At 70.5% G+C, this 20,513-nt stretch carries 15 protein-coding genes; 6 read left to right on the top strand and 9 right to left on the bottom strand.

Annotated features, from left to right (window positions below; translation table 11 throughout):
- Window positions 1-47: 47 nt before the first annotated feature.
- Complete coding sequence (locus tag ACH4SP_RS24340; protein WP_398417779.1) at window positions 48-1,463, bottom strand: peptide MFS transporter; 1,416 nt, start codon at window positions 1,461-1,463, stop codon at window positions 48-50.
- Between the two features lie 415 nt (window positions 1,464-1,878).
- Here ACH4SP_RS24340 and ACH4SP_RS24335 point away from each other — a divergent pair, with 415 nt between their 5' ends.
- The 6 genes from ACH4SP_RS24335 (at window position 1,879) to ACH4SP_RS24310 (ending at window position 8,515) form a co-directional block, all read left to right on the top strand.
- Window positions 1,879-2,889 carry a polyprenyl synthetase family protein gene (locus ACH4SP_RS24335; RefSeq protein WP_398417621.1) on the top strand — a complete coding sequence of 337 codons (1,011 nt, stop codon included), beginning with the start codon at window positions 1,879-1,881 and terminating at the stop codon, window positions 2,887-2,889.
- A gap of 120 nt (window positions 2,890-3,009) precedes the next feature.
- Window positions 3,010-4,008 carry a CHRD domain-containing protein gene (locus tag ACH4SP_RS24330; RefSeq protein WP_398417620.1) on the top strand — a complete coding sequence of 333 codons (999 nt, stop codon included), beginning with the start codon at window positions 3,010-3,012 and terminating at the stop codon, window positions 4,006-4,008.
- 236 nt (window positions 4,009-4,244) lie between these two features.
- Window positions 4,245-5,519, top strand: a complete 1,275-nt coding sequence (locus ACH4SP_RS24325) for an outer membrane lipoprotein carrier protein LolA (RefSeq protein WP_398417619.1) — start codon at window positions 4,245-4,247, stop codon at window positions 5,517-5,519.
- A gap of 27 nt (window positions 5,520-5,546) precedes the next feature.
- A complete protein-coding gene (locus ACH4SP_RS24320) occupies window positions 5,547-6,530 on the top strand; it encodes an ABC transporter ATP-binding protein (protein WP_398417618.1) in 984 nt (327 codons plus the stop codon).
- Between the two features lie 229 nt (window positions 6,531-6,759).
- Window positions 6,760-7,623, top strand: a complete 864-nt coding sequence (locus ACH4SP_RS24315) for an ABC transporter permease (RefSeq protein ID WP_398417617.1) — start codon at window positions 6,760-6,762, stop codon at window positions 7,621-7,623.
- A gap of 304 nt (window positions 7,624-7,927) precedes the next feature.
- Window positions 7,928-8,515: a TetR/AcrR family transcriptional regulator gene (locus tag ACH4SP_RS24310; RefSeq protein ID WP_398417616.1), complete on the top strand. Its 588-nt coding sequence runs from the start codon at window positions 7,928-7,930 to the stop codon at window positions 8,513-8,515.
- 60 nt (window positions 8,516-8,575) lie between these two features.
- Here the strand turns inward: ACH4SP_RS24310 and ACH4SP_RS24305 are convergent, their stop codons facing one another.
- The 8 genes from ACH4SP_RS24305 to ACH4SP_RS24270 all read right to left on the bottom strand — a co-directional run bounded on the left by ACH4SP_RS24305 (window position 8,576) and on the right by ACH4SP_RS24270 (window position 20,502).
- Window positions 8,576-9,976, bottom strand: a complete 1,401-nt coding sequence (locus ACH4SP_RS24305; protein ID WP_398417615.1) for a M28 family metallopeptidase — start codon at window positions 9,974-9,976, stop codon at window positions 8,576-8,578.
- 224 nt (window positions 9,977-10,200) lie between these two features.
- Complete coding sequence (locus ACH4SP_RS24300) at window positions 10,201-10,713, bottom strand: hypothetical protein (protein ID WP_398417614.1); 513 nt, start codon at window positions 10,711-10,713, stop codon at window positions 10,201-10,203.
- Window positions 10,714-11,022: 309 nt separating this feature from the next.
- The gene (gene abc-f, locus ACH4SP_RS24295; protein ID WP_398417613.1) at window positions 11,023-12,663 is read right to left on the bottom strand and encodes a ribosomal protection-like ABC-F family protein; all 1,641 of its coding nucleotides are present in this window, start codon (window positions 12,661-12,663) and stop codon (window positions 11,023-11,025) included.
- A 306-nt stretch (window positions 12,664-12,969) separates the two neighbouring features.
- Window positions 12,970-13,971: an EamA family transporter RarD gene (rarD, locus tag ACH4SP_RS24290; RefSeq protein ID WP_398417612.1), complete on the bottom strand. Its 1,002-nt coding sequence runs from the start codon at window positions 13,969-13,971 to the stop codon at window positions 12,970-12,972.
- A gap of 232 nt (window positions 13,972-14,203) precedes the next feature.
- The gene (locus tag ACH4SP_RS24285; RefSeq protein ID WP_398417778.1) at window positions 14,204-15,205 is read right to left on the bottom strand and encodes a 2-oxoacid:ferredoxin oxidoreductase subunit beta; all 1,002 of its coding nucleotides are present in this window, start codon (window positions 15,203-15,205) and stop codon (window positions 14,204-14,206) included.
- A gap of 124 nt (window positions 15,206-15,329) precedes the next feature.
- Window positions 15,330-17,240 (bottom strand): 2-oxoacid:acceptor oxidoreductase subunit alpha, encoded by a 1,911-nt coding sequence (locus ACH4SP_RS24280; protein ID WP_398417611.1) that lies wholly within the window; start codon window positions 17,238-17,240, stop codon window positions 15,330-15,332.
- Window positions 17,241-17,703: 463 nt separating this feature from the next.
- Entirely contained in the window at window positions 17,704-18,363 is a 660-nt protein-coding gene (locus ACH4SP_RS24275) for a response regulator (protein WP_398417777.1), read from the bottom strand.
- Between the two features lie 813 nt (window positions 18,364-19,176).
- Window positions 19,177-20,502: a sensor histidine kinase gene (locus tag ACH4SP_RS24270; protein ID WP_398417610.1), complete on the bottom strand. Its 1,326-nt coding sequence runs from the start codon at window positions 20,500-20,502 to the stop codon at window positions 19,177-19,179.
- Between the last annotated feature and the right edge of the window lie 11 nt (window positions 20,503-20,513).

The following is a 20,513-nucleotide window of genomic DNA, read 5'->3' as shown; positions in this document are numbered from 1 at the left end:
GGTGAAGCCCGGTGAACGGGATCGATGAACGGGCTCAGTGAACGGGCTCAGTGAACGGGGTGCATGGTGCGCTTGAGCCAGGGGGCGGCGGCGATGACCGCGAGGCCCGCCGCGACCGCGACGGCACCGTTGACGCCGAAGTACACGGGGTTGGAGACCTGTCCGTAGAGCTTCACGGTCTGCGCCTGGATGCCGTTGGCGAGCGCGAGGGACAGGAACCAGAGGGCCATGGTCTGGCTGGCGAAGGCCTTCGGCGCCAGCTTGGTGGTGGCCGACATGCCCGACGTCTGGAGCAGGATGTCGCCGAGCCCGAGCAGCAGGTATGAGCCGACGATCCACCAGGCCGCCATCTTGTACGTGTCACTGGTGTGCCCGGACGTGGGCAGCACCATCAGCAGGAACGACAGACCGCCCAGCACCACACCGATCGCGATCTTGTTGGACGCGTGCGGCTGCCGCTTGCCCATCCGCACCCACAGCGCGGCGACGACGGGCGCGAGCAGCACCTCGAAGGCGCCGAGCGCGGACGCGTACCAGCTGACCGGGAAGTCGAAGCCCAGGATGTGCGTCTCGGTGTTCGTCGACGCGAGCAGCATCATCGTCGAGTACGCCTGGAACAGGATGAAGTTGAAGGCCACCGAGGCCAGGAACAGCACGATGTACGGCCGCAGGTGTGCGCGCTCGGGGGTGGTCACCCGGGGGCTGCTGAACATCACCGCGAAGTAGACGACCGGCGCGATCACCGAGATCAGGGTCAGCACGTCGACGAAGCGGTCCATGGTCAGCCAGCCGACCAGCGCGAGCAGCGTGCACACGGCGGCCACCACGACCAGTCCGGCGACGATCGCCCATACGGTGCGGCGCATCTTCTCCGGCGGCAGCGCGAACTCCGCGCGGTTCTTGCGCCCGGCCAGGTGGCGGCGTCCGACGACGTACTGGATCAGGCCCAGCGTCATGCCGAGCGCGGCGGCAGAGAAGCCCCAGTGCCATCCCTTGTGGTCGGCGAGCCAGCCGGTGACCAGCGGGCCGAGGAAGGCGCCGATGTTGATGCCCATGTAGTACAGGGCGAATCCGGCGTCCCGGCGCTCGTCGGCGGTCCGGTAGAGCTTGCCGACCATGTTGGCGACGTTGGGCTTCAGCAGACCGGTGCCGGCGCTGATCAGACCGAGGCCGACCCAGGTGAAGACGTCGGTCGGCACGGCCATCGCGTAGTGGCCGCAGGCGATGAGGACACCGCCGTAGAGCACGGCCCGGTACGAGCCGAGGATGCGGTCGGCGAGCCAGCCGCCGGCCACCGAGACCAGGTACACGAGCGTGCCGTACGCGGCGCCGAGGGAGGCCGCGTTGCCCGCGTCCATCCCCATGCCGCCGTCGGCGACCGTGGCCGCGAAGTACAGCACGAGGATCGCCTGCATGCCCAGGAACGAGAACCGCTCCCACACCTCCAGGCCCGACAGGGTCATCAGACCCATGGGCTGGCCGAGGAAGGCGGTGTCGTCGCCGGGCGGCGGCTCGGTGGGGTCCCCGGGGCCGGCCGTGGCACCGGACCCGCGTTCGGCCGTGGTACCGGACCCGGGTTCGGCCGTGGCACCGGATCCGGGGCCGGCCGTGGCGCCGGACTTCGGGGGCTCGTCGGGCTGAGGGTCGGACTCTGAAAGAGACAAAAGGCCTACTCCTGGTCGTATCAGCTCATGACGAACATACCGGTGAGGTTCGGACCGTGCGCAGGGGGAGCGGGCCGGTCACGGCCGGGAGAGAGCGGCGCTGCCGGGGCGGGGGCCTCGGTGATCGAAAGTCGACGGGATAGGCTGACTTGTTGAGTGATGCCAGCGACAGATCGACAATCCGTTTGATCGTCAGCAGACAGGAGTAACCCTCGTGACCGTCGTCGGGCCGTTCGGACTGAGCGTGCGGGACCAGGCTCTTGAGACCGATGTCCAGACCGGACTGGCAGCCGTCGAGGAGGGGCTCCTCGACGCGACCAAGAGCGAGGTCCCCTTCATCACGGAAGCCGCGCAGCACCTCGTACGCGCAGGTGGCAAGCGTTTCCGGCCGCTCCTTGTGATGCTGTCCTCGCAGTTCGGCGATCCGTACGCGCCGGGTGTCGTGCCCTCGGCGGTGGTCGTGGAGCTGACGCACCTGGCCACGCTGTACCACGACGACGTGATGGACGAGGCGGACGTACGGCGCGGAGTGCCGAGCGCGAATTCGCGCTGGGGCAACTCGGTCGCCGTGCTCACCGGGGACTTCCTGTTCGCACGCGCCTCGCACATCCTTGCGGACCTGGGTCCCGAGGCGGTGCGGATCCAGGCGGAGGCGTTCGAACGCCTGGTCACGGGCCAGATCCTGGAGACCGCGGGGCCGCGCGACGGGCGTGACCCGATCGACCACTACCTCGACGTGATGTCGGGCAAGACCGGGTCGCTGATCGCCGTCGCCTGCCGGTTCGGCGCGATGATCTCCGGTGCCGACGAGAGCGTCGTCGACATCCTCACCCAGTACGGCGAGCGCCTGGGCACCGCCTTCCAGCTCGCCGACGACGTCCTCGACATCGCCAGCGACAGCCACGAGTCGGGCAAGACGCCCGGCACCGACCTGCGCGAGGGCATCCCCACCCTGCCGGTGCTGCACCTGCGCGCCATGGCCGAGGCCCAGGGGCGGCCGGAGGACGTCGAGCTGTGCGCGATGCTCGACGGCGACCTGTCGGGCGACGCGGAGCTGGTCGAGGTGCTGCGCAGGCTGCGCGCCCACCCCGCCCTTGAGCAGGCCCGGCGCGACACCGTGCGGTACGCGGAGGAGGCGCGGGCCACCCTCGCCCCGCTGCCGGACTGCTACGCGAAGTCGGCGCTGGCGGAGCTGTGCGACGCGGTGGTGCACCGGGCGGGCTGAGCCCGTTCACGCAAATGTGACGCAGGTCACATCATTGGATTGAGTCCAGACTCGGATCCGCTCCGTACTCATGCCCAGAAGCTGACGCAGGGGGCGTTGGCTCCGGTACGGGGAGCAATCATGACGAAGCGTGTGAAGAGCATCGTTGTCGGTACGACCGCTGTCGCCGCGGCGGCGGGGGTCACCTTCGCGGTGCTCCCGGCGTTCGCCGACGGGGGCAGCGGGGCCGGATCCGGTCACGGTACGCATGCCACGAACGAGGGCGTCGCCGTCCAGGCCGGTGACCTCGGCGACGGCCGGGGAGCCTCCTTCTTCGCCGCGAGCCTCAACGGGGCCAATGAGATTCCGACCCCCGGCGGCCCGGCCGTGGGCGACCGGGACGGTGTCGCGCTGGAGTTCGTGAAGGTCAAGGGCGATGTGGTCTCCTTCGCGGTGAAGTGGCGGGGGACCGACCGGCCGTCCGCGCTCCACATCCACCAGGGCGACCGCGGAGTCAACGGCGGCATCAAGGTCGACTTCACCAAGGAGCTGGGGGACTCCGGAAGCGGGCGTACTGCTTCCGGTTCGGTACGGGTCGAGGACCGGGCCCTGCTGGCCGCGCTGAAGGCGAACCCGACGGGCTTCTACGCCAACCTGCACACCAAGGAGTTCCCCGGCGGTGCGGTGCGCGGCCAGCTGCACAAGGTCACGAACTCCTTCGACTTCGGGCGCGCGCTGGAGAACTTCCAGGCCTCGGTCGTCCGCGGCAAGCAGATCTACCAGTGCAAGAAGGCCCCGGACGGGACCACCTCCTTCCAGCAGCGCGACGTGCGGGCCGTGCTCGCCGGGAACATCGCGCACTCCTTCGTCGCCCCGAACTCCGGCACCCCGCAGTGGATCGCCAGGGACAGGAGCAAGGTCGTCGGCACGCTGATCAGCAGGAGCCCGAACGGCGAAGGGAACATCCCGGAGCTGGACCTGGCGGGCAGGCCGTCGGGCAGGCCGGGCGGCCTCTTCTCCCGTACGACCGAGATCCTGCGGCTGAACACGGTGGGCGGCGTCGCCCCGGCCGGGAGCTGCGACCCCGGGACCCTCTCAGGGGTGCCCTACCAGGCCGATTACGTCTTCATCCAGCGCTGACCAGCAAAGACAAGGGTCGTTGTAGGAGCCACCCTCCACCCTCCCCCCTCTGTTGGTGGAGGATCGGGTGGCTCCTGTCATCCCGTGGGTGTAGATGAGGTTGCTGCCGAGGGCTGACGCATTGTGCGCGTCATTTTGGTCAGATTGACCTCACCACACCTGGCCAATACGGGCGAGAATGGCGGCGCAGGGTGGGACGAGTGCAGATGGCCGCCAACCACGGAGGTAGGGCACACATGGCACCGAACGGCACGGCACAGAACACCAGCACCGACGGGACCGGCCCCGTGCGCCGCCGCAAGGCCGCGCGTTACATCGTCCCGGTCGCGGTGGCGGGAGTGGCCGCGGCGACCATCGGTCTCGTACCGGCCCTGGCGAGCGCGGGGGACCCGGACCTGCCGAAGATCACCGCGCAGCAGCTCATCGAGAAGATGGCCGCCTCGGACACCCAGCAGCTGTCCGGCACGGTCAAGATCAGTACGGACCTGGGGCTGCCCTCGCTCGACGGCCTGGCCGGCAGCCTCGGCGGCGCCAAGGGCGGCAGCGAGGGCGGCTCGGGCGCCGACCCGCAGGCCAAGCTGATGCAGCTCGCCTCCGGTACGCACACGGTGCGCGTCGCGGCCGACGGCCCCGACCGGCAGAAGGTCTCGCTCCTGGACGACGCCGCCGAGTACAGCCTGATTCACAACGGCGACGAGGTCTGGGCGTACGACAGCGCCTCGAACGAGGCGTACCACGCGAAGGCGCCCCAGGGCGCGGGCAAGGACGCGGGCAAGCACCCCGACAAGCGGCAGAAGCTGCCCGAGGGCCTGCCGACCACGCCCAAGGAGTTCGCCGAGCAGGCGCTGAAGGTGGCCGAGAAGGACACCTCGGTGACCGTCGACGGCTCGGCCCAGGTGGCCGGCCGGGACGCGTACCAGCTGCTCATCAAGCCCAAGCAGACCGGCTCGACGATCGGCGAGATCCGCGTCGCGGTCGACGCCGAGACGGGCACCCCGCTGAAGTTCACGCTGCTGCCGAGCGCGGGCGGCAAGGCCGTGGTCGACGCGGGCTTCACCAAGGTCGACTTCGCCAAGCCGGCCGCGAGCACCTTCGACTTCACCCCGCCCAAGGGTGCGAAGGTGACCGAGGCCGACAAGCTGAAGGGCCCCGAGGGCAAGAACGACAAGGACTTCGGCAAGGAGTTCGAGAAGGAGTTCGGCAAGGGCTTCGGCAAGGGCGGAGCCGGTGACGTCAAGGTCATCGGCGAGGGCTGGACCTCGATCGCGCAGATCAGCAGCGGGGCCGAGGGCGCCAAGCCCAGTGCGGGTGCGGGGCAGCAGAAGGACAAGCTGCCCGCCGAGGCGCAGGGTCTCCTCGACTCGCTGGGCGACAAGGTGACCGGCAAGTTCGGTGAGGGCCGGGTCTTCTCGACCCGCCTGATCAACGTCCTGATGACGGACGACGGCAAGGTGTACGCCGGCGCGGTCACCAAGGACGCCCTGGTGAAGGCGGCCAACGCGGCCAAGTAGGACGACAGGCAGAGGAGCTGGGGCCGGATGGGGGACGAGCTGTCCGTGGCGGAAAGAGCGCCGGTGGCGTCTGTGATCGAAACGCGCGGGCTCACCAAGCGGTTCCGCGGCGGGCAGCTCGCCGTCGACGGCCTCGACCTGTCCGTCCCGGCCGGGAGCGTGTTCGGCTTCCTCGGGCCCAACGGCTCGGGGAAGACGACCACCATCCGGATGCTGATGGGCCTGATCGAGCCGACCGCCGGCTCGGCACAGGTGCTCGGCGAGCCGATGCCGCGCGCCGCCCGCGCCGTACTGCCGCGGGTGGGGGCCCTCATCGAGGGCCCCGCGCTGTACGGATTCCTCTCCGGCCGCGACAACCTCGCGCGGTACGACGCCGCGGACCCCACCGCCGACCCGCGCACCCGGCGGGCCCGGGTGGCGGCGGCGCTGGACCGGGTCGGTCTCGCCCCCGCCGGGGCCAAGAAGGCGCGGGCGTACTCCCTGGGCATGAAGCAGCGGCTCGGCCTCGCGGCGGCCCTGCTCCAGCCCCGCGAACTGCTCGTCCTGGACGAGCCGACGAACGGTCTCGACCCACAGGGGATGCGCGAAATCCGCACACTGGTACGGGAGTTGGCGGGCGACGGCACGACGGTCTTCCTCTCCTCCCACCTCCTGGACGAGATCGAGCAGGTCTGCACGCACGCTGCGGTGATGGCCCGGGGCCGGCTGGTCGTCCAGGGCCCGGTCGCCGAACTGGCGGCGGGCGCCCGGGGCCGCCTGGTCGTGACCACCCCGGACCCCGGCGACGCGGCCCGCATCCTCAAGGAGCAGGGCGTCACCGACCTGGAGACCGGCGAGGGCCGGGTCACCGGCAGCGCGCCACCCGCGGACTCCCCGGGCCCGGACCTCGCGGACCTCAACGCGGCGCTGGTCCACGCCGGGGTCCGGGTCACCGGCTTCGGGGTCGAACGGGCCTCGCTGGAGGACGCGTTCGTGGCACTGACGGGGGAGGGCTTCGATGTCGCGGGCTGAGGACGAAGCACTTCCGGGTACGGGGGCGCGGGCTGAGGGTGAAGCAGGTCCGGGTACGGGGGCGCGGGCTGAGGGTGAAGCAGGTCCGGGTACGGGGGCGCGGGTCGAGGGTGAAGCAGGTCCGGGTACGGGGGCGCGGGTCGAGAGTGAAGCAGGTCCGGGTGCTTCGGGGCGGGCTGCGGGCGAAGCGCCTCAGGGCGCTCTGTCGCGGGCCGAGGACGGGGCGCTCATGGGTACCCGGGCGCGGTCCGTGCGCCCGCTCTGGACGCTGGGGCTGCTCAGGTCCGAGCTGACCGTCACCTTCCGGCGCTGGCGCACGCTCGCGCTGCTGGTGGTGCTCGCCGGGGTACCCGTACTGATCGGCATCGCCGTGAAGATCGAGACCGGCGGTGGGTCGTCGGAGGTCGACGGCGGGGGGCACGGCCCCGCCTTCCTCTCCCAGATCACCAACAACGGGCTCTTCCTGGTCTTCGCGGCCCTCGCCGCCACCCTCCCGGTGTTCCTCCCCATGGCCGTCGCCGTCGTCGCGGGCGACGCGATCGCGGGCGAGGCGAGCGCCGGGACGCTGCGCTACCTGCTGGTCGCGCCCGCCGGACGCACCCGCCTGCTGCTCGCCAAGTACGCGACCACGCTCGCCTTCTGCCTGGTCGCCACCCTCGTCGTGGCGGCGTCGGCGCTCGCGGTCGGGGCGCTGCTGTTCCCGGTCGGCGAGGTCATGACCATCTCCGGCGTCCCGATCGGCTTCGGCGACGGGCTGATACGGGCAGGGGCGATCGCCGTCGCGGTCGCGGCCTCACTGATCGGGTTCGCGGCCCTCGGCCTCTTCGTCTCGACGCTCACCAACAGCGGCATCGCGGCGATGGCGGCGACCGTCGGTCTGCTGATCACCGCACAGATCCTGGACACGATCCCGCAGCTCGACGCGGTCCACCCGTACCTCTTCCCGCACTACTGGCTGTCCTTCGCGGACCTGCTGCGCGAGCCCGTCTACTGGGACGAGCTGTGGAAGAACCTCGGGCTGCAGGGCATGTACGCGGCGGTGTTCGGCTCGGCGGCCTGGGCGCGGTTCACCGCGAGGGACATCACGGCCTGAAGGCCCGGAGGCGTACGGGGACCTGAAGGTCCGGAAGCGTACGGGGCCTGAAGGTCCGGAGGCGTACAAGGACCGGAACGCCCGGAAGGGCGTCCAGCGGCCCGAATGCCTGGAGGGGGAGGTACGGGCTGGGCCCGTACCTCCCCCTCCGGCGCGCGGGACCGGCCCTGAGCCTGTGCCGTGTCGAGCCGTCCCCCGATGCGACTCGACACGACACGGACCGTTCCCCCTCGGGTGGCTATTGTTGGAGGCTGGTCCTTCCGCTGTCAACACGCGGGGGATCGGTGACGGCTAAACTCCCCGAGTGAGCGCGACGCCCAATCCGCAGCGACGCAGCGAGAAGTCCCGGCAGGCGATCCTCGCGGCCTCCATCGGCCTGTGCACCGAAAAGGGGTACGGGGGCGTCACCATGGAAGCGATCGCGGCCCGGGCCGGCGTCAGCAAGAAGACGATCTACCGCTGGTGGACGTCCAAGGGCGCCGTGCTGATGGAGGCCGTCGGGCAGGGGACCGACACCCACACGCCGTTCCCGGACACCGGGGACCTCGTCGCCGACATGTACACCCAGATGACCGGTGCGGTACGGCAGCTGACGACGCCGCCCTTCGGCCCCGCGTACATCGGCATCCTCTCCGAGCTGCACCACGACGAGGAGCTCACCCGGGCGGTCCAGGAGAAGTTCATCAATCCGCGCTTCAACGCCGCGGTCGACCGGCTCAGGAGCGCGCAGCGCCAGGGCGCGCTGTCCGAGGACGCCGACCTGGAACTGGCGGTGGAACTGCTCTACGGCCCGCTCTACTACCGCATCGTGCTGCGCAAGCCGATGTACACCCCCGAGCGCATGGCGGAACTGGTCGGCCATGTGCTGCGGACGCTGGACTGCCGCCCCTGACGCGGTAGTCGGCGCGCGTCGGGGGCGGCAGGGTCTTCAGCGGGACGGTGCTTCTGCGGCTTAGAAGGTGAGCTTCCAGCTGTTCAGCGTGCCGGAGTCCTGGGCGGCCACGTCCTGGACGCGCAGCTTCCACACCCCGTTCGCTGCCTCGCTCGACGCGTTCACCGTGTACGACTCGACGATGTTGTCCGCCGAGTCGTTGCTGCTGGAGTTCTTCAGCCGGTACGCGGTTCCGTCCGGGGCCAGCAGGTCGATGACGACGTCGCCGCGCCAGGTGTGCTTGACGTCCACCGACACCTTGAGCGTGGCGGGCGCGTTGCCGGTACGGCCCGCGACGGTGATCGGCGAGGTCACGGCGGCACCGGCGTCGGGGATCGCGACGGCGGCGGTGCTCTCGTAGTCAGTGCCGGTCGGGGGAGTCGTGCCGCCGACGGACAGCGTCCACAACGCGTGCGCCACGGCGTCGCTGTTGCGGTCGAGAGCGGTGTCGTTGATGTTCGTCAGGCCGTCGCACGACGAGTGGTAGCAGCGGTCGAAGGCCTGGCCCGCGGTGCCGCCCCACTTCTGCGCCTGCGCGGCCGTCTTGCGGTAGTCGGCGCCGGAGAACAGGCCGCCGACCGGTATCCCGACGTTCTTGAACGGGGCGTGGTCGGAGCGGCCGTCGCCCTCGGTCTCGATCTCGGTGGATATGCCGAGGCCCGCGTAGTAGTCCTTGAAGGTCTTCTCGATGGTCGGGTCGTCGTCGTAGACGAAGTAGCCGGGGTTCGGCGAGCCGATCATGTCGAAGTTGAGGTAGCCGGCGAACTTCGCGCGGTCGGCCGCGGAAAGCTTGGCGACGTAGTCCCGGGAGCCGACCAGCCCTATCTCCTCCGCGCCCCACCAGCCGAACCGCAGGTGCTTGTCCGGCTTCAGCTGCGCCCGGGACACCGCGAGCGCGGTCTCCAGCACGGCCGCCGAGCCCGACCCGTTGTCGTTGATCCCGGCCCCCGAGGACACGGAGTCGAGGTGCGCGCCCGCCATCAGGACCTTGTTGGGGTCACCGCCCGGCCAGTCGGCGATCAGGTTGTAGCCGGTGGTGCCGCTCGCCGTGAAGGTCTGGATCGAGGTGGTGAACCCGGCCGCGTCCAGCTTGGCCTTCACGTAGTCGATGGAGGCCTTGTAGCCGGGACGGCCGTGCGCCCGGTTGCCGCCGTTGGCGGCGGCGATGGAGGAGAGCTGGTTGAGATGGGCCTTGACGTTGGCGAGCGGGATATCGGGCGCGGCTGCTGCCGCTGTCGTGCCCGCTGCCCCTGCCGTACGTACGGGGGCTGGTGCGGCGGCGGTGGTACCGGCGGTGGTCGCGAGCAGACCGGTGACGGCGAGGGCGGCGACGGCCGCGGCTCGTCCGGTCCTGCCTGTCCTGCCGGCGCTGCCTGTTTTGCGGGCACCGCGGGATCTGCTGAGGCTGGAGGAAAGCGTCATGTGGGGGCTCCGGATTTCCGAACGGGGACGGGACGGAACGTGCGGGAAGTGGCCGAACTGGTATGACTCGCAAGGCGGTTGAGAGGTGACGCGTGCGCTGTGCGTGCCTGATGTTCAGCGAGAGTTCGTCCCACCGTCAAGGGCGTAATCCGGTCAGGGCCGTTCGGATAGCGGACTCGATCCGTCGGAGGCGGTCATCGGCCGCTCCTTGATGCTCCTTGGTGCTACGTGGTGCGCCGTACGAGATAGGCGACGGCGGTCCGGTCGTGCTCTCCCCGGGCGGTTTCGACCATGACGGTGCGCCCGGCGGGGTTCAGCTGGATGATCCGCTCTGCCGGGGACGTGCAGTCGACGCGCTTCTGGATCCGGGTGCGGCCGGACGAGACGGTGAAGGCCGCGGCCCCCTGCCCCACACAGGCCACCTCGACCACCAAGGACGTGCCTGTCCGGCCGAGGTCGCTCTGACTGGCGCTCCTCGGATCGGCGGAGGACCCGGACGCGACGAACTCCCCGTCGGCCAGCTCGTCGGGGTCGCTGAGCAGGGCGCGGGCGCGCTCCTGGAGTTCGCGGCTGGACCTGATCTCGGCCTGCTCCGCCTTCGCCTGCGCTGCTCCGGGCGCGTCGGGTGCGTCGGGTGCTACGTGGGCTCCGGGTGAGTCGGTGCAGGCGGTCACGGTCCCGGCGAACAGTACGACGGCGGCGAGCGCCCCGGCCGTACCCCTGGTGATGTGCTGCATGGGTGCCCCCGTGGCGGTGTGTGGTGCGTGCGGTGCGTGCCTGCGTTCGGCTGTGGCTGTGGCTGTGGCTGTGGCTGCGGCTGCGGCTGCGGCTGCGGAGATCATTCCGCGCGGGCCCGCGTTCCAATCCGGGAAGTGCACGCAGGGGGAGGGCAGGGCCGGGCGGGGCCTGTACGGGCCCAGGGTTCGGGTCCGTACAGGCCGCGGTGCGGGCCGACCCAGGGTGCGGGTCCGGGCTCGGGTCGTTCGGCCCAGGGCCCAGGGCTCGGACCCTGGTCCTGCCTCAGCCCGCGAACATCACCGCCCGCCTCAGCCCGCTGATACCACCCGTCCCGCCTCCAACTCCAGCCTCGTCCCTGCGAACCCGCTCCGGAACCGCCGGTCGTGCGAGACGACCACCACCGTCCCCGGGTAGTCGGCGAGGGCCTCCTCCAGTTCCTCCACCAGGCTGAGCGCGATGTGGTTCGTCGGCTCGTCGAGCACGAGGAGGTCGGCGGGCCGGGACACCAGCCGGGCCAGCTCCAGCCGCCGCCGCTGCCCGATGGACAGCGCCGCCACCGCAACCCCCAGGTCGGCGGCCCTGAACAGCCCGAGCCCGAGCAGTTCGTCCTCGTACTCCTCGGGGAAGCCGGGCCGGCCGGCCGCGAAACCCGCCAGGAGGGACCGCCGGTCGGAGGTCGCGGCCAGCTCCTGCCGGAGATGGCCGAGCCGCTCCGGCCGTACGACGGTGCCGGTGTCGGGAGCCAGATCACCGGCCAGTACGCGCAGCAGTGTGGACTTGCCCGCGCCGTTCGGACCGGAGACCAGCAGCCGTTCCCCGGTCTTGATGCTCAACTCAGGTACATGCAGCCGCTTGCCGACCGTGACGTCCTTCAACTCGGCAATGACGTCCGGCTGTTCACCCTGAGGGTCGGCCACATCCAGTTTCACGTGAAACCGAAGCGGAACAGGCGGAGCCGGTACGGGGGATTCCCGCAGCACCTCCAGCCGCTGACGGGCCGCCCGCACCCGCCCCGACAGCTTGGCCTCGCTGGACCTGCGGTGCTTGCCGAAGCCCTGCCCCGGGTCCTTTCCGGTGGCGGCGAGCCGCTGCCCGGACGCCTCGACCAGGGCTTCGGTGCGGGCCAGCTCGTCGACCCATTCTTGGTGCTCCTGCGCCCACCGGCGCCGGGCGGCGGCCTTCGCCGTGCGATAGCCCTCCCACCCGTCGCCGTACCGGCTCACCGCCCGCAGATCGCGGTCCACCTCCAGAACGGTGTCGGTCACCCGCTCCAGGAAGGCGCGGTCGTGCGTGACGGCGACGACGGTGCCGCGGTGGGCGCGCAGCTGGTCCTCCAGCCAGGAGGTGGCGTGCCGGTCGAGGTGGTTCGTCGGCTCGTCGAGCAGCAGCAGCTCGGGCGCCGCCGCGAGTACGCAGGCGAGGGCGAGCCGGGACTGTTCGCCGCCGGAGAGCGAGCCGAGGACGCGGTCGCGGGTGATCCGGGCCAGCCCGAGCCCGTGCAGGGCGGCGTCGACGCGGGCGTCGGCCTCGTAACCGCCCCGGTCCTGGTACGTGGCGAGCAGCTCGCCGTACGCGTCGAGCTCGGCGGGCGTGGCATCGCCGAGCAGCGCCTCGGCGTCCCGGATCGCGGCCTCCAGCGCGCGCAACTCGGCGAGCGCGGAGTCGACGGCGTCCTGGACGGTGAGGTGCGGGGCGAGGTCGAGGGTCTGTGCGAGGTGCCCGACGCCGCCGGGGAAGACAACGGCCACTTCACCGTCGTCGGGCTGCTCGGTGCCGGCGATCAGCCGCAACAGGGTGGACTTGCCGGACCCGTTCTCCCCGACCACACCGGCTTTCTCACCGGGGCGGAGGGAGAGGGAGACCTGATCGAGGACGACACGGTCCCCGAAGGCCTTGGAGACGTTACGGAGGGTGAGCTGGGCGTGCTGGGCGCTGTGGGTGCGGCGCATGGTGATTCCCCTGGGGTGCGAAGTTCTGCTCGCTTCTGCGGACCTGAGGGCGCGCGAACGCTCGGGCGGGGCGAGGGCTCAGCCACTCGCGCACACGCCCGCGTCCGCGCGGGGAATCACAGAAAGAAGTAGTGCCTGCCCATGCCTCGACTCTAACCCGTCCCGAACCGCACCGTCTCGCCAATTAATGGGCGGGTGGTCTTCGTGCGGGTGCGTCGTGGCTGGTCGCGCAGTTCCCCGCGCCCCTAGATGCTTGCCCCCCAACCCCCTAGCCTCCTTGCCCATCCGACCCGCACGCCCCGCGCGCTACTTCCCCTCCACCCCCGCGCCGACCCCCGCCTCGGCAGCCGGAGCCGGAGCCGGAGCCGCCTGTGCCGCTGCCGAAGCCGCCACCATCCCCCGCGCGACCCCCGCCCTCCGAGCCGCCCTCACCGCATCCCAAGTCAGCAACGTCAACGCCACCCACACCAGCCCGAACCCCGCCCACCTCTCCACCGGCATCGCCTCGTGGAAGTACACGACCCCCAGCACGAACTGGAACACCGGTGCCAGATACTGCAGCAGCCCCAGCGTCGACAACGGCACCCGGATCGCCGCCGCCCCGAAGCACACCAGCGGAATCGCCGTCACCACACCCGTCGCCGCGAGCAGCGCCGCATGTCCCGCCCCGTGCGCGCCGAACGCGGCGGAACCGGAAGCTCCCAGCCACACCAAGTACCCCAGCGCGGGCAGGAACTGGATCGCCGTCTCGGCGGCCAGCGATTCGAGCCCACCCAGGTTGACCTTCTTCTTCACCAGCCCGTACGTGGCGAAGGTGAACGCCAGGGCGAGCGAGATCCACGGCGGTTCCCCGTACCCCACCGCCAGCACCAGGACCGCGGCCGCGCCGACCCCGACCGCCGCCCACTGCACCGGCCGCATCCGTTCGCCGAGCAGCAGGACTCCCATGGCGATGGTGACCAGCGGGTTGATGAAGTAGCCGAGCGACGCCTCCACCACGTGGCCGGAGTTGACCGACCAGATGTACAGGCCCCAGTTGACGGTGATGACGGCAGCGGCCACGGCTATCAGACCGAGCTTCTTGGGCTGTCGGACGAGCTCGCGGATCCACCCCCAGCGCCGTACCGCCAGCAGCGCGACGGCCACCACGGCCAGCGACCACGCCATCCGGTGGGCCAGGATCTCGATCGCCCCGGCCGGCTTCAGCAGCGGCCAGAAGAGCGGGACGAAACCCCATATTCCGTATGCACCGATGCCGTACAGCAGACCCGCCCGCTGATCCTTCTTGGTATCCGACGACGTCGACACCGGCCTGGCCTCCCGCCCGGAACGTGCACCCTGCACACACCCGTCGCGCTCGACGGTAAGCCCGCCCGGCCCCGTATGTCATGTCCGTCCTGCAATACGGTCATGACACCCGCCCCGCGCCCGGATGCACGAAAGGGGCGCCCGGCCCGTACGGCCCGGGCGCCCCTTTCGGACGTACCGGAAAGCGATCAGAAGCGGCTCGGAAGCGGCTCGGAAAGAGACCGGAAGCGGCTCAGCCGACGACGGTCCAGGTGTCCTTGCCCGCCAGCAGCGCACCGAGGTCGCCCTTGCCGTCCCGCTCGATCGCGGTGTCCAGCTGGTCGGCCATCAACGTGTCGTACACCGGCCGGTCGACGGAGCGGAACACTCCGATCGGAGTGTGGTGCAGCGTGTCCGGGTCGGCCAGGCGCGACAGTGCGAACGCGGTGGTCGGCGAGGGACTGTGCGCGTCGTGGACGAGGATCTGCGACTGGTTCTCCTCGGTGACGGCCACCACCTTGAGGTCGCCGGTCAGCGGATCCCGTACGACGCCCTTCGCGCCGTCAGCCCCGAAGCGGATCTGCTCGCCGTGGGTGAGCCGGATCACCGCTTCCTCGGCCTGCTCCTTGTCCTTCAGGACCTCGAAGGCGCCGTCGTTGAAGATGTTGCAGTTCTGGTAGATCTCGACGAGCGCCGTGCCGGGGTGGTCGGCGGCCTGGCGCAGTACCTCGGTGAGGTGCTTGCGGTCGGAGTCGACGGTGCGCGCGACGAAGGACGCCTCGGCGCCGATCGCCAGCGATACCGGGTTGAAGGGCGCGTCGAGGGAGCCCATCGGCGTCGACTTCGTGATCTTGCCGACCTCGCTCGTCGGGCTGTACTGGCCCTTGGTGAGCCCGTAGATCCGGTTGTTGAAGAGGAGGATCTTGAGGTTCACGTTGCGGCGCAGTGCGTGGATCAGGTGGTTGCCGCCGATGGACAGCGCGTCGCCGTCACCGGTCACCACCCAGACGCTCAAGTCCCGCCTGGAGGAGGCGAGTCCGGTCGCGATGGCCGGGGCGCGGCCGTGGATGGAGTGCATCCCGTACGTGTTCATGTAGTACGGGAAGCGGGAGGAGCAGCCGATTCCGGAGACGAAGACGATGTTCTCCTTCGCCAGCCCCAGCTCCGGCATGAACCCCTGCACGGCGGCGAGCACCGCGTAGTCGCCGCAGCCGGGGCACCAGCGCACTTCCTGGTCGGACTTGAAGTCCTTCATGGACTGCTTGGCGTCGGCCTTGGGCACGAGGGACAGCAGCGTGTGAGCGGGCGAGGTGTGAGCGGGCGAGTGTGCGGGCGTGCGCGAGGGCGCGTGCGAGGTGTCGCTCGAAGAAGTGACCGTCTCAGTCATTGATGGCCTCCTTGAGGGCCGTGGCCAGCTGCTCGGCCTTGAACGGCATTCCGTTGACCTGGTTGTACGAGAGCGCGTCCACGAGGTACTTCGCCCGGATCAGCGTGGCGAGCTGACCCAGGTTCATCTCCGGGACGACCACCTTGTCGTAACGCTTCAACACCTCTTCGAGATTCCTCGGGAAGGGGTTGAGATGGCGCAGATGCGCCTGCGCGATGGCCACGCCTTCGGTGCGCAGCCGCCGTACCGCCGCCGTGATCGGCCCGTACGTCGAACCCCAGCCGAGCACCAGCGTGCGGGCGCCGTCCGGGTCGTCGACCGCCAGGTCCGGGACCGAGATGCCGTCGATCTTGGCCTGCCGGGTGCGGACCATGAAGTCGTGGTTGGACGGGTCGTACGAGATGTTGCCCGTGCCGTCCTGCTTCTCGATGCCGCCGATGCGGTGCTCAAGACCCGGCGTGCCGGGTACCGCCCACGGGCGGGCCAGGGTCTCCGGATCGCGCTTGTACGGCCAGAACACCTCGGTGCCGTCCGCCAGCTCGTGGTTCGGTCCGGTCGCGAACCGCACACGCAGATCGGGCAGTTCGTCGACGTCGGGAACCCGCCAGGGCTCCGAACCGTTGGCCAGGTAACCGTCGCTCAGCAGGAAGACCGGAGTGCGGTAGGTCAGCGCGATCCTCGCCGCGTCGATCGCCGCGTCGAAGCAGTCGGCGGGTGTCCGGGGTGCGATCACGGGCACCGGGGCCTCGCCGTTGCGCCCGTACATCGCCTGCAGCAGGTCCGCCTGCTCGGTCTTGGTCGGCAGTCCGGTGGACGGGCCGCCGCGCTGGATCGCCACGATCAGCAGCGGAAGCTCCAGGCTCACCGCGAGCCCGATCGTCTCCGACTTCAGCGCGACGCCGGGGCCCGAGGTGGTGGTCACGGCCAGCTGACCGCCGAAGGCCGCCCCGAGGGCGGCGCCGATCGCCGCGATCTCGTCCTCGGCCTGGAAGGTCCGTACGCCGAAGTTCTTGTGCTTGCTGAGCTCGTGCAGGATGTCGGACGCCGGGGTGATCGGATACGAGCCGAGGTAGAGCGGCAGATCCGCCTGCTGCCCGGCCGCGACCAGCCCGTACGAGAGAGCCAGGTTCCCGGAGATGTTCCGGTACGTGCCCGGGGGGAACGCGGTGGTGGCCGGGGCCACCTCGTAGCTCACCGCGAAGTCCTCGGTCGTCTCGCCGAAGTTCCAACCCGCCCGGAAAGCAGCCACGTTGGCCTCGGCGATGTCGGGCTTCTTCGCGAACTTCTGCCGCAGGAACGCCTCCGTGCCCTCGGTGGGCCGGTGGTACATCCAGCTGAGCAGACCCAGCGCGAACATGTTCTTGGACCGGCCCGCGTCCTTGCGGGACAGCCCGAACTCCTTCAGCGCCTCCACGGTCAGCGTGGTCAGCGGCACCGGGTGCACGCTGTAGGCGTCCAGCGAACCGTCCTCCAGCGGGGACGTCTCGTACCCCACCTTGGCCATCGGCCGCTTGGTGAACTCATCGGTGTTGATGATGATTTCGGCCCCGCGCGGCACATCGGCGATGTTCGCCTTGAGCGCTGCCGGATTCATCGCCACCAGTACGTTCGGGGCGTCGCCGGGGGTGAGGATGTCGTGGTCCGCGAAGTGCAGCTGGAAACTGGAGACGCCCGGCAGGGTCCCTGCGGGGGCCCGGATCTCGGCCGGGAAGTTCGGCAGGGTCGACAGGTCGTTGCCGAACGACGCGGTTTCCGACGTGAACCGGTCACCGGTGAGCTGCATGCCGTCACCGGAGTCGCCCGCGAAACGGATGATTACCCGGTCCAGGCGGCGGACCTCTTTCTCCGGGGCCGTGTTGGCTCCGTCGGCCTGTTCGGCCGGGCTACTGACCTGGCTGGTCACTGAACTGGACCTCCCTCAGAGGCGGCTGTTCGGGAACGGCCGGACGACCGGTCGTCCCGGGGCAACCCTACGTCTGCAAGGGTCGCGTTCCTTGGCCCGCCCCAAAGGCGAAACCGCTTTTGAGACACCCAGCTGTCATGATTCATCACGATTCATCCGCCCCCTGGCCCCTGTGCTGAAGACGCTCCTTGCTCATCCTTTGGTTCTGGTCCTACGGCCCCGATCGAGGCGCGCTCGACCTTGTTATCTGACGACCCGTCAGAAATCCAGTGTCCGGGATCCCCGGCCGGGTCCTTGCACGGCCTCCGGGACGGGGTTCCGCCCCGGAGCCCACACCCGGAACCGCGGTTCGGAAGTGCGGTCCGGGAGTGCGGTTCGGAAGTGCGCCCCCGAGCACCGAAGTCCGCTCCGGAGCTCGGGAGTTCAGCAGCTCAGCTGTTCAGGTACTCGGGCACTCGGGTGCTCAGGAGTTCAGATAGGTCAGCACCGCAAGCACCCGCCGGTGGTCCCCGACGCTCGGCGACAGACCCAGCTTCAGGAAGATGTTGCTGACGTGCTTCTCGACCGCGCCGTCGCTCACCACCAGCTGCTTGGCCACCGCCGAGTTGGTCCGGCCCTCCGCCATCAGCCCTAGGACCTCCCGCTCGCGCGGGGTGAGCCCGGCGAGCACGTCCTGCTTGCGGCTGCGGCCGAGCAGCTGGGCCACCACCTCGGGGTCCAGGGCGGTACCGCCCCTGGCCACCCGCACCACGGCGTCCACGAACTCCCTGACCTCCGCCACCCGGTCCTTGAGCAGATAGCCCACGCCCGTACTGGACCCGGCCAGCAGCTCGGTGGCGTACTGCTCCTCCACGTACTGGGACAGCACCAGCACCCCGATCCCGGGATAGTCCCGGCGCAGCCGCACCGCCGCCCGCACCCCCTCGTCGGTGTGGGTCGGCGGCATCCGTACGTCCGCCACCACCACGTCCGGCAGCTGCCCCTGCGCGGCCAGGTCGCCCACGGTCTTGACCAGCGCCTCCCCGTCCCCGACGCCCGCGACGACGTCGTGCCCGAGGTCGGTCAGCAACCGGGTCAGGCCCTCCCGAAGCAGTACCGAATCCTCGGCGATGACCACGCGCACCCTGTCTCCCACGACTTTTCCTGCCCCCAGGTTCTGGCGGGTACGGCTGTGTACCGCACTCAACTTCCCCCAGCATCCCAGCATCCGGACCGGGGTGCGCCCAGGTGTCGGGAAGAGGGGGACAGGACTCCGGAGCCCTGCTGCTCCGGAAGCCCGGAAGCCCGGATGTCCGGAAGTCCGGACGTCCCGCAGTCCCGAAGCCCGGGAGCCGAGGAGCCCGGGAGCCGAGGAGCCCCGCCGCTCCGCAGGCCCGGGGACCTACCGCTCCGGAAGCCTCGGCGACCGGCCGCACCGGAGCAGCCCGATGGATCGGCCAGGCCGCAGTCGGCCGGGACGGGTCGGCCAGGCCGCAGTCCGGCCGGTCAGCCATGCCGTACCGCGGCCGGTCAGTCAGGCCGTACCTCGGCCGGTCAGCCACGCCGCACCTCGGCCGGTCAGTCAGGCCGGTCAGTCCGACTGGTCAGTCCGGCCGCAGGCCAGCGGCTCCCTCGCTTGCCGCCGGGTCGGCTTCAGCTGCCCCCCCGGGGGCAGCTCGTCGGTCCCGGTACTCAGTAGTCCCGGGGCCTCTCGTCCGTCCCGTGCTCAGTTGCACAGGGCAGTTCGTCGGGCCGGTGGCTGGAGGGACGGCGCCGGCCTGCCCCGGGGCAGCCCCGCGCCGGTAGGCAGTCAGCCAGCCCTCCCCAGGGGCCGCGCATCAGCCCGTTGTCCACCCGTCCCGGGACGGGTGTCAGTTCGTTGCCCAGCTGTCCCGGGGCCGCTCGGCGGCCGGTTGCCCGGCTGTCACCCGCTCGGGCCCGCCCGTCGGGCCGGTGATCAGCCGCGCCAGGGCAGCTCGGCCGTGATCGTCGTCGGGCCGCCGACGGGGGAGTCCACCACCAGGATTCCGTCCACCGCGTCCAGCCGTTCCGCCAGACCCGCCAAGCCCGAGCCGCCGCCGGTGCTCGCGCCGCCCCGGCCGTCGTCGGTCACCTGGAGCATCAGCCGACCGCCGGTCTCCCACACCTCGACCGAGGCCCGGGTGGCCTGTGCGTGCTTGCTGACGTTCTGCAGGAGCTCGGAGACCGTGAAGTACGCGATGCCCTCGATGGCCGCGGCCGGCCGGGCCGGCAGATCCACCTCGACCTTCACCGGCACCGTGCACCGGGAGGCCACCGCGGACAGTGCGGCGTCCAGGCCCCGGTCGGTCAGTACCGCCGGGTGGATGCCGCGGGCCAGGTCGCGCAGCTCCTGCAGCGCCACCTTCACCTCGCCGTGCGCCTCGTCCACCATCCGGGCCGCCGCCTCGGGGTCATTGGTCAGCTTCTCCTTCGCCAGGCCCAGGTCCATGGCCAGGGCGACGAGCCGGGCCTGCGCCCCGTCGTGCAGGTCGCGTTCGATGCGCCGCAGGTCGGCGGCGGCCGTGTCGACGACCACGCCCCGGTCGGACTCCAGCTCGGTGACCCGGTCGTCGAGGGCGGACGGGCTGAGCAGGGTGGCCACCATCAGCCGGTCCACGGACACCAGGGCCCGGGTGATCCACGGGCAGACCAGCAGCACGACCAGGCCGGTCGCGCTGGTGAGGGCTGTTTCAAGGGGTGCGTTGAGGTAGACCTCGTTGTGCATGCCGCCGTAGAGCTGGATGCCGCGCGTGCCGTTGCTCTGCGTGATGGCCCATCCGTACAGCGGGTACGTGAAGGCCATCAGACCGAACGACCAGAAGATCACCGAGACACCGAACGCGAAGACCGCCCACGGCATGTGCAGGATCCCGTAGAGCAGATGACGCCAGGACACCCCGCTCTTGAGGACGGCCCCGACCCAGCCCATCAGACCGGGCTTGGCAGGGCGCAGCGGCCGGGGGCCCGGTACGTCCAGCCCCAGCAGACCCCGTGCCCGAGCCCGCTCCAGTACGCCGAAACCGCGGAACAGTGCGAGCCCCGCCGCGAGCACCGGGATGCCGAGGAAGGTCACCAGCAGGGCGGCACCCAGCGAGAGGGTCGTTATCGCGAGGACGAAAGCCACCATGCTGATCGGCAGGCTGAACAGCACATAGCCGAGCTCGCGCCAGGCGCGGCCTTCGAACGGCGCGCGCAGCACCGGCGGGACGCGGTGCTGCCGGGGCCGGTGTTCCCCGGTGCGAGGTGCGTAATCCGTGGCCATGATCGGGTCCG

It is taken from the genome of Streptomyces sp. NPDC021093 (assembly GCF_044333135.1).
GTDB lineage: Bacteria > Actinomycetota > Actinomycetes > Streptomycetales > Streptomycetaceae > Streptomyces.
Note: the sequence above shows the minus strand (reverse complement) of the source record. Positions and strands in the feature narration are given on the sequence as shown.

Bases quoted from the DNA above. Each gene is read 5' to 3' on its own strand.
- abc-f (WP_398417613.1), bottom strand. From the start codon at position 12,663: ATGCGCCGCACCCACAGCGCCCAGCACGCCCAGCTCACCCTCCGTAAC.
- ACH4SP_RS24270 (WP_398417610.1), bottom strand. From the start codon at position 20,502: ATGGCCACGGATTACGCACCTCGCACCGGGGAACACCGGCCCCGGCAG.
- ACH4SP_RS24285 (WP_398417778.1), bottom strand. From the start codon at position 15,205: ATGAAGGACTTCAAGTCCGACCAGGAAGTGCGCTGGTGCCCCGGCTGC.
- ACH4SP_RS24305 (WP_398417615.1), bottom strand. From the start codon at position 9,976: ATGACGCTTTCCTCCAGCCTCAGCAGATCCCGCGGTGCCCGCAAAACA.
- ACH4SP_RS24320 (WP_398417618.1), top strand. From the start codon at position 5,547: ATGGGGGACGAGCTGTCCGTGGCGGAAAGAGCGCCGGTGGCGTCTGTG.
- ACH4SP_RS24325 (WP_398417619.1), top strand. From the start codon at position 4,245: ATGGCACCGAACGGCACGGCACAGAACACCAGCACCGACGGGACCGGC.
- ACH4SP_RS24330 (WP_398417620.1), top strand. From the start codon at position 3,010: ATGACGAAGCGTGTGAAGAGCATCGTTGTCGGTACGACCGCTGTCGCC.
- ACH4SP_RS24300 (WP_398417614.1), bottom strand. From the start codon at position 10,713: ATGCAGCACATCACCAGGGGTACGGCCGGGGCGCTCGCCGCCGTCGTA.
- ACH4SP_RS24340 (WP_398417779.1), bottom strand. From the start codon at position 1,463: ATGACCCTGTCGGGCCTGGAGGTGTGGGAGCGGTTCTCGTTCCTGGGC.
- ACH4SP_RS24315 (WP_398417617.1), top strand. From the start codon at position 6,760: ATGGGTACCCGGGCGCGGTCCGTGCGCCCGCTCTGGACGCTGGGGCTG.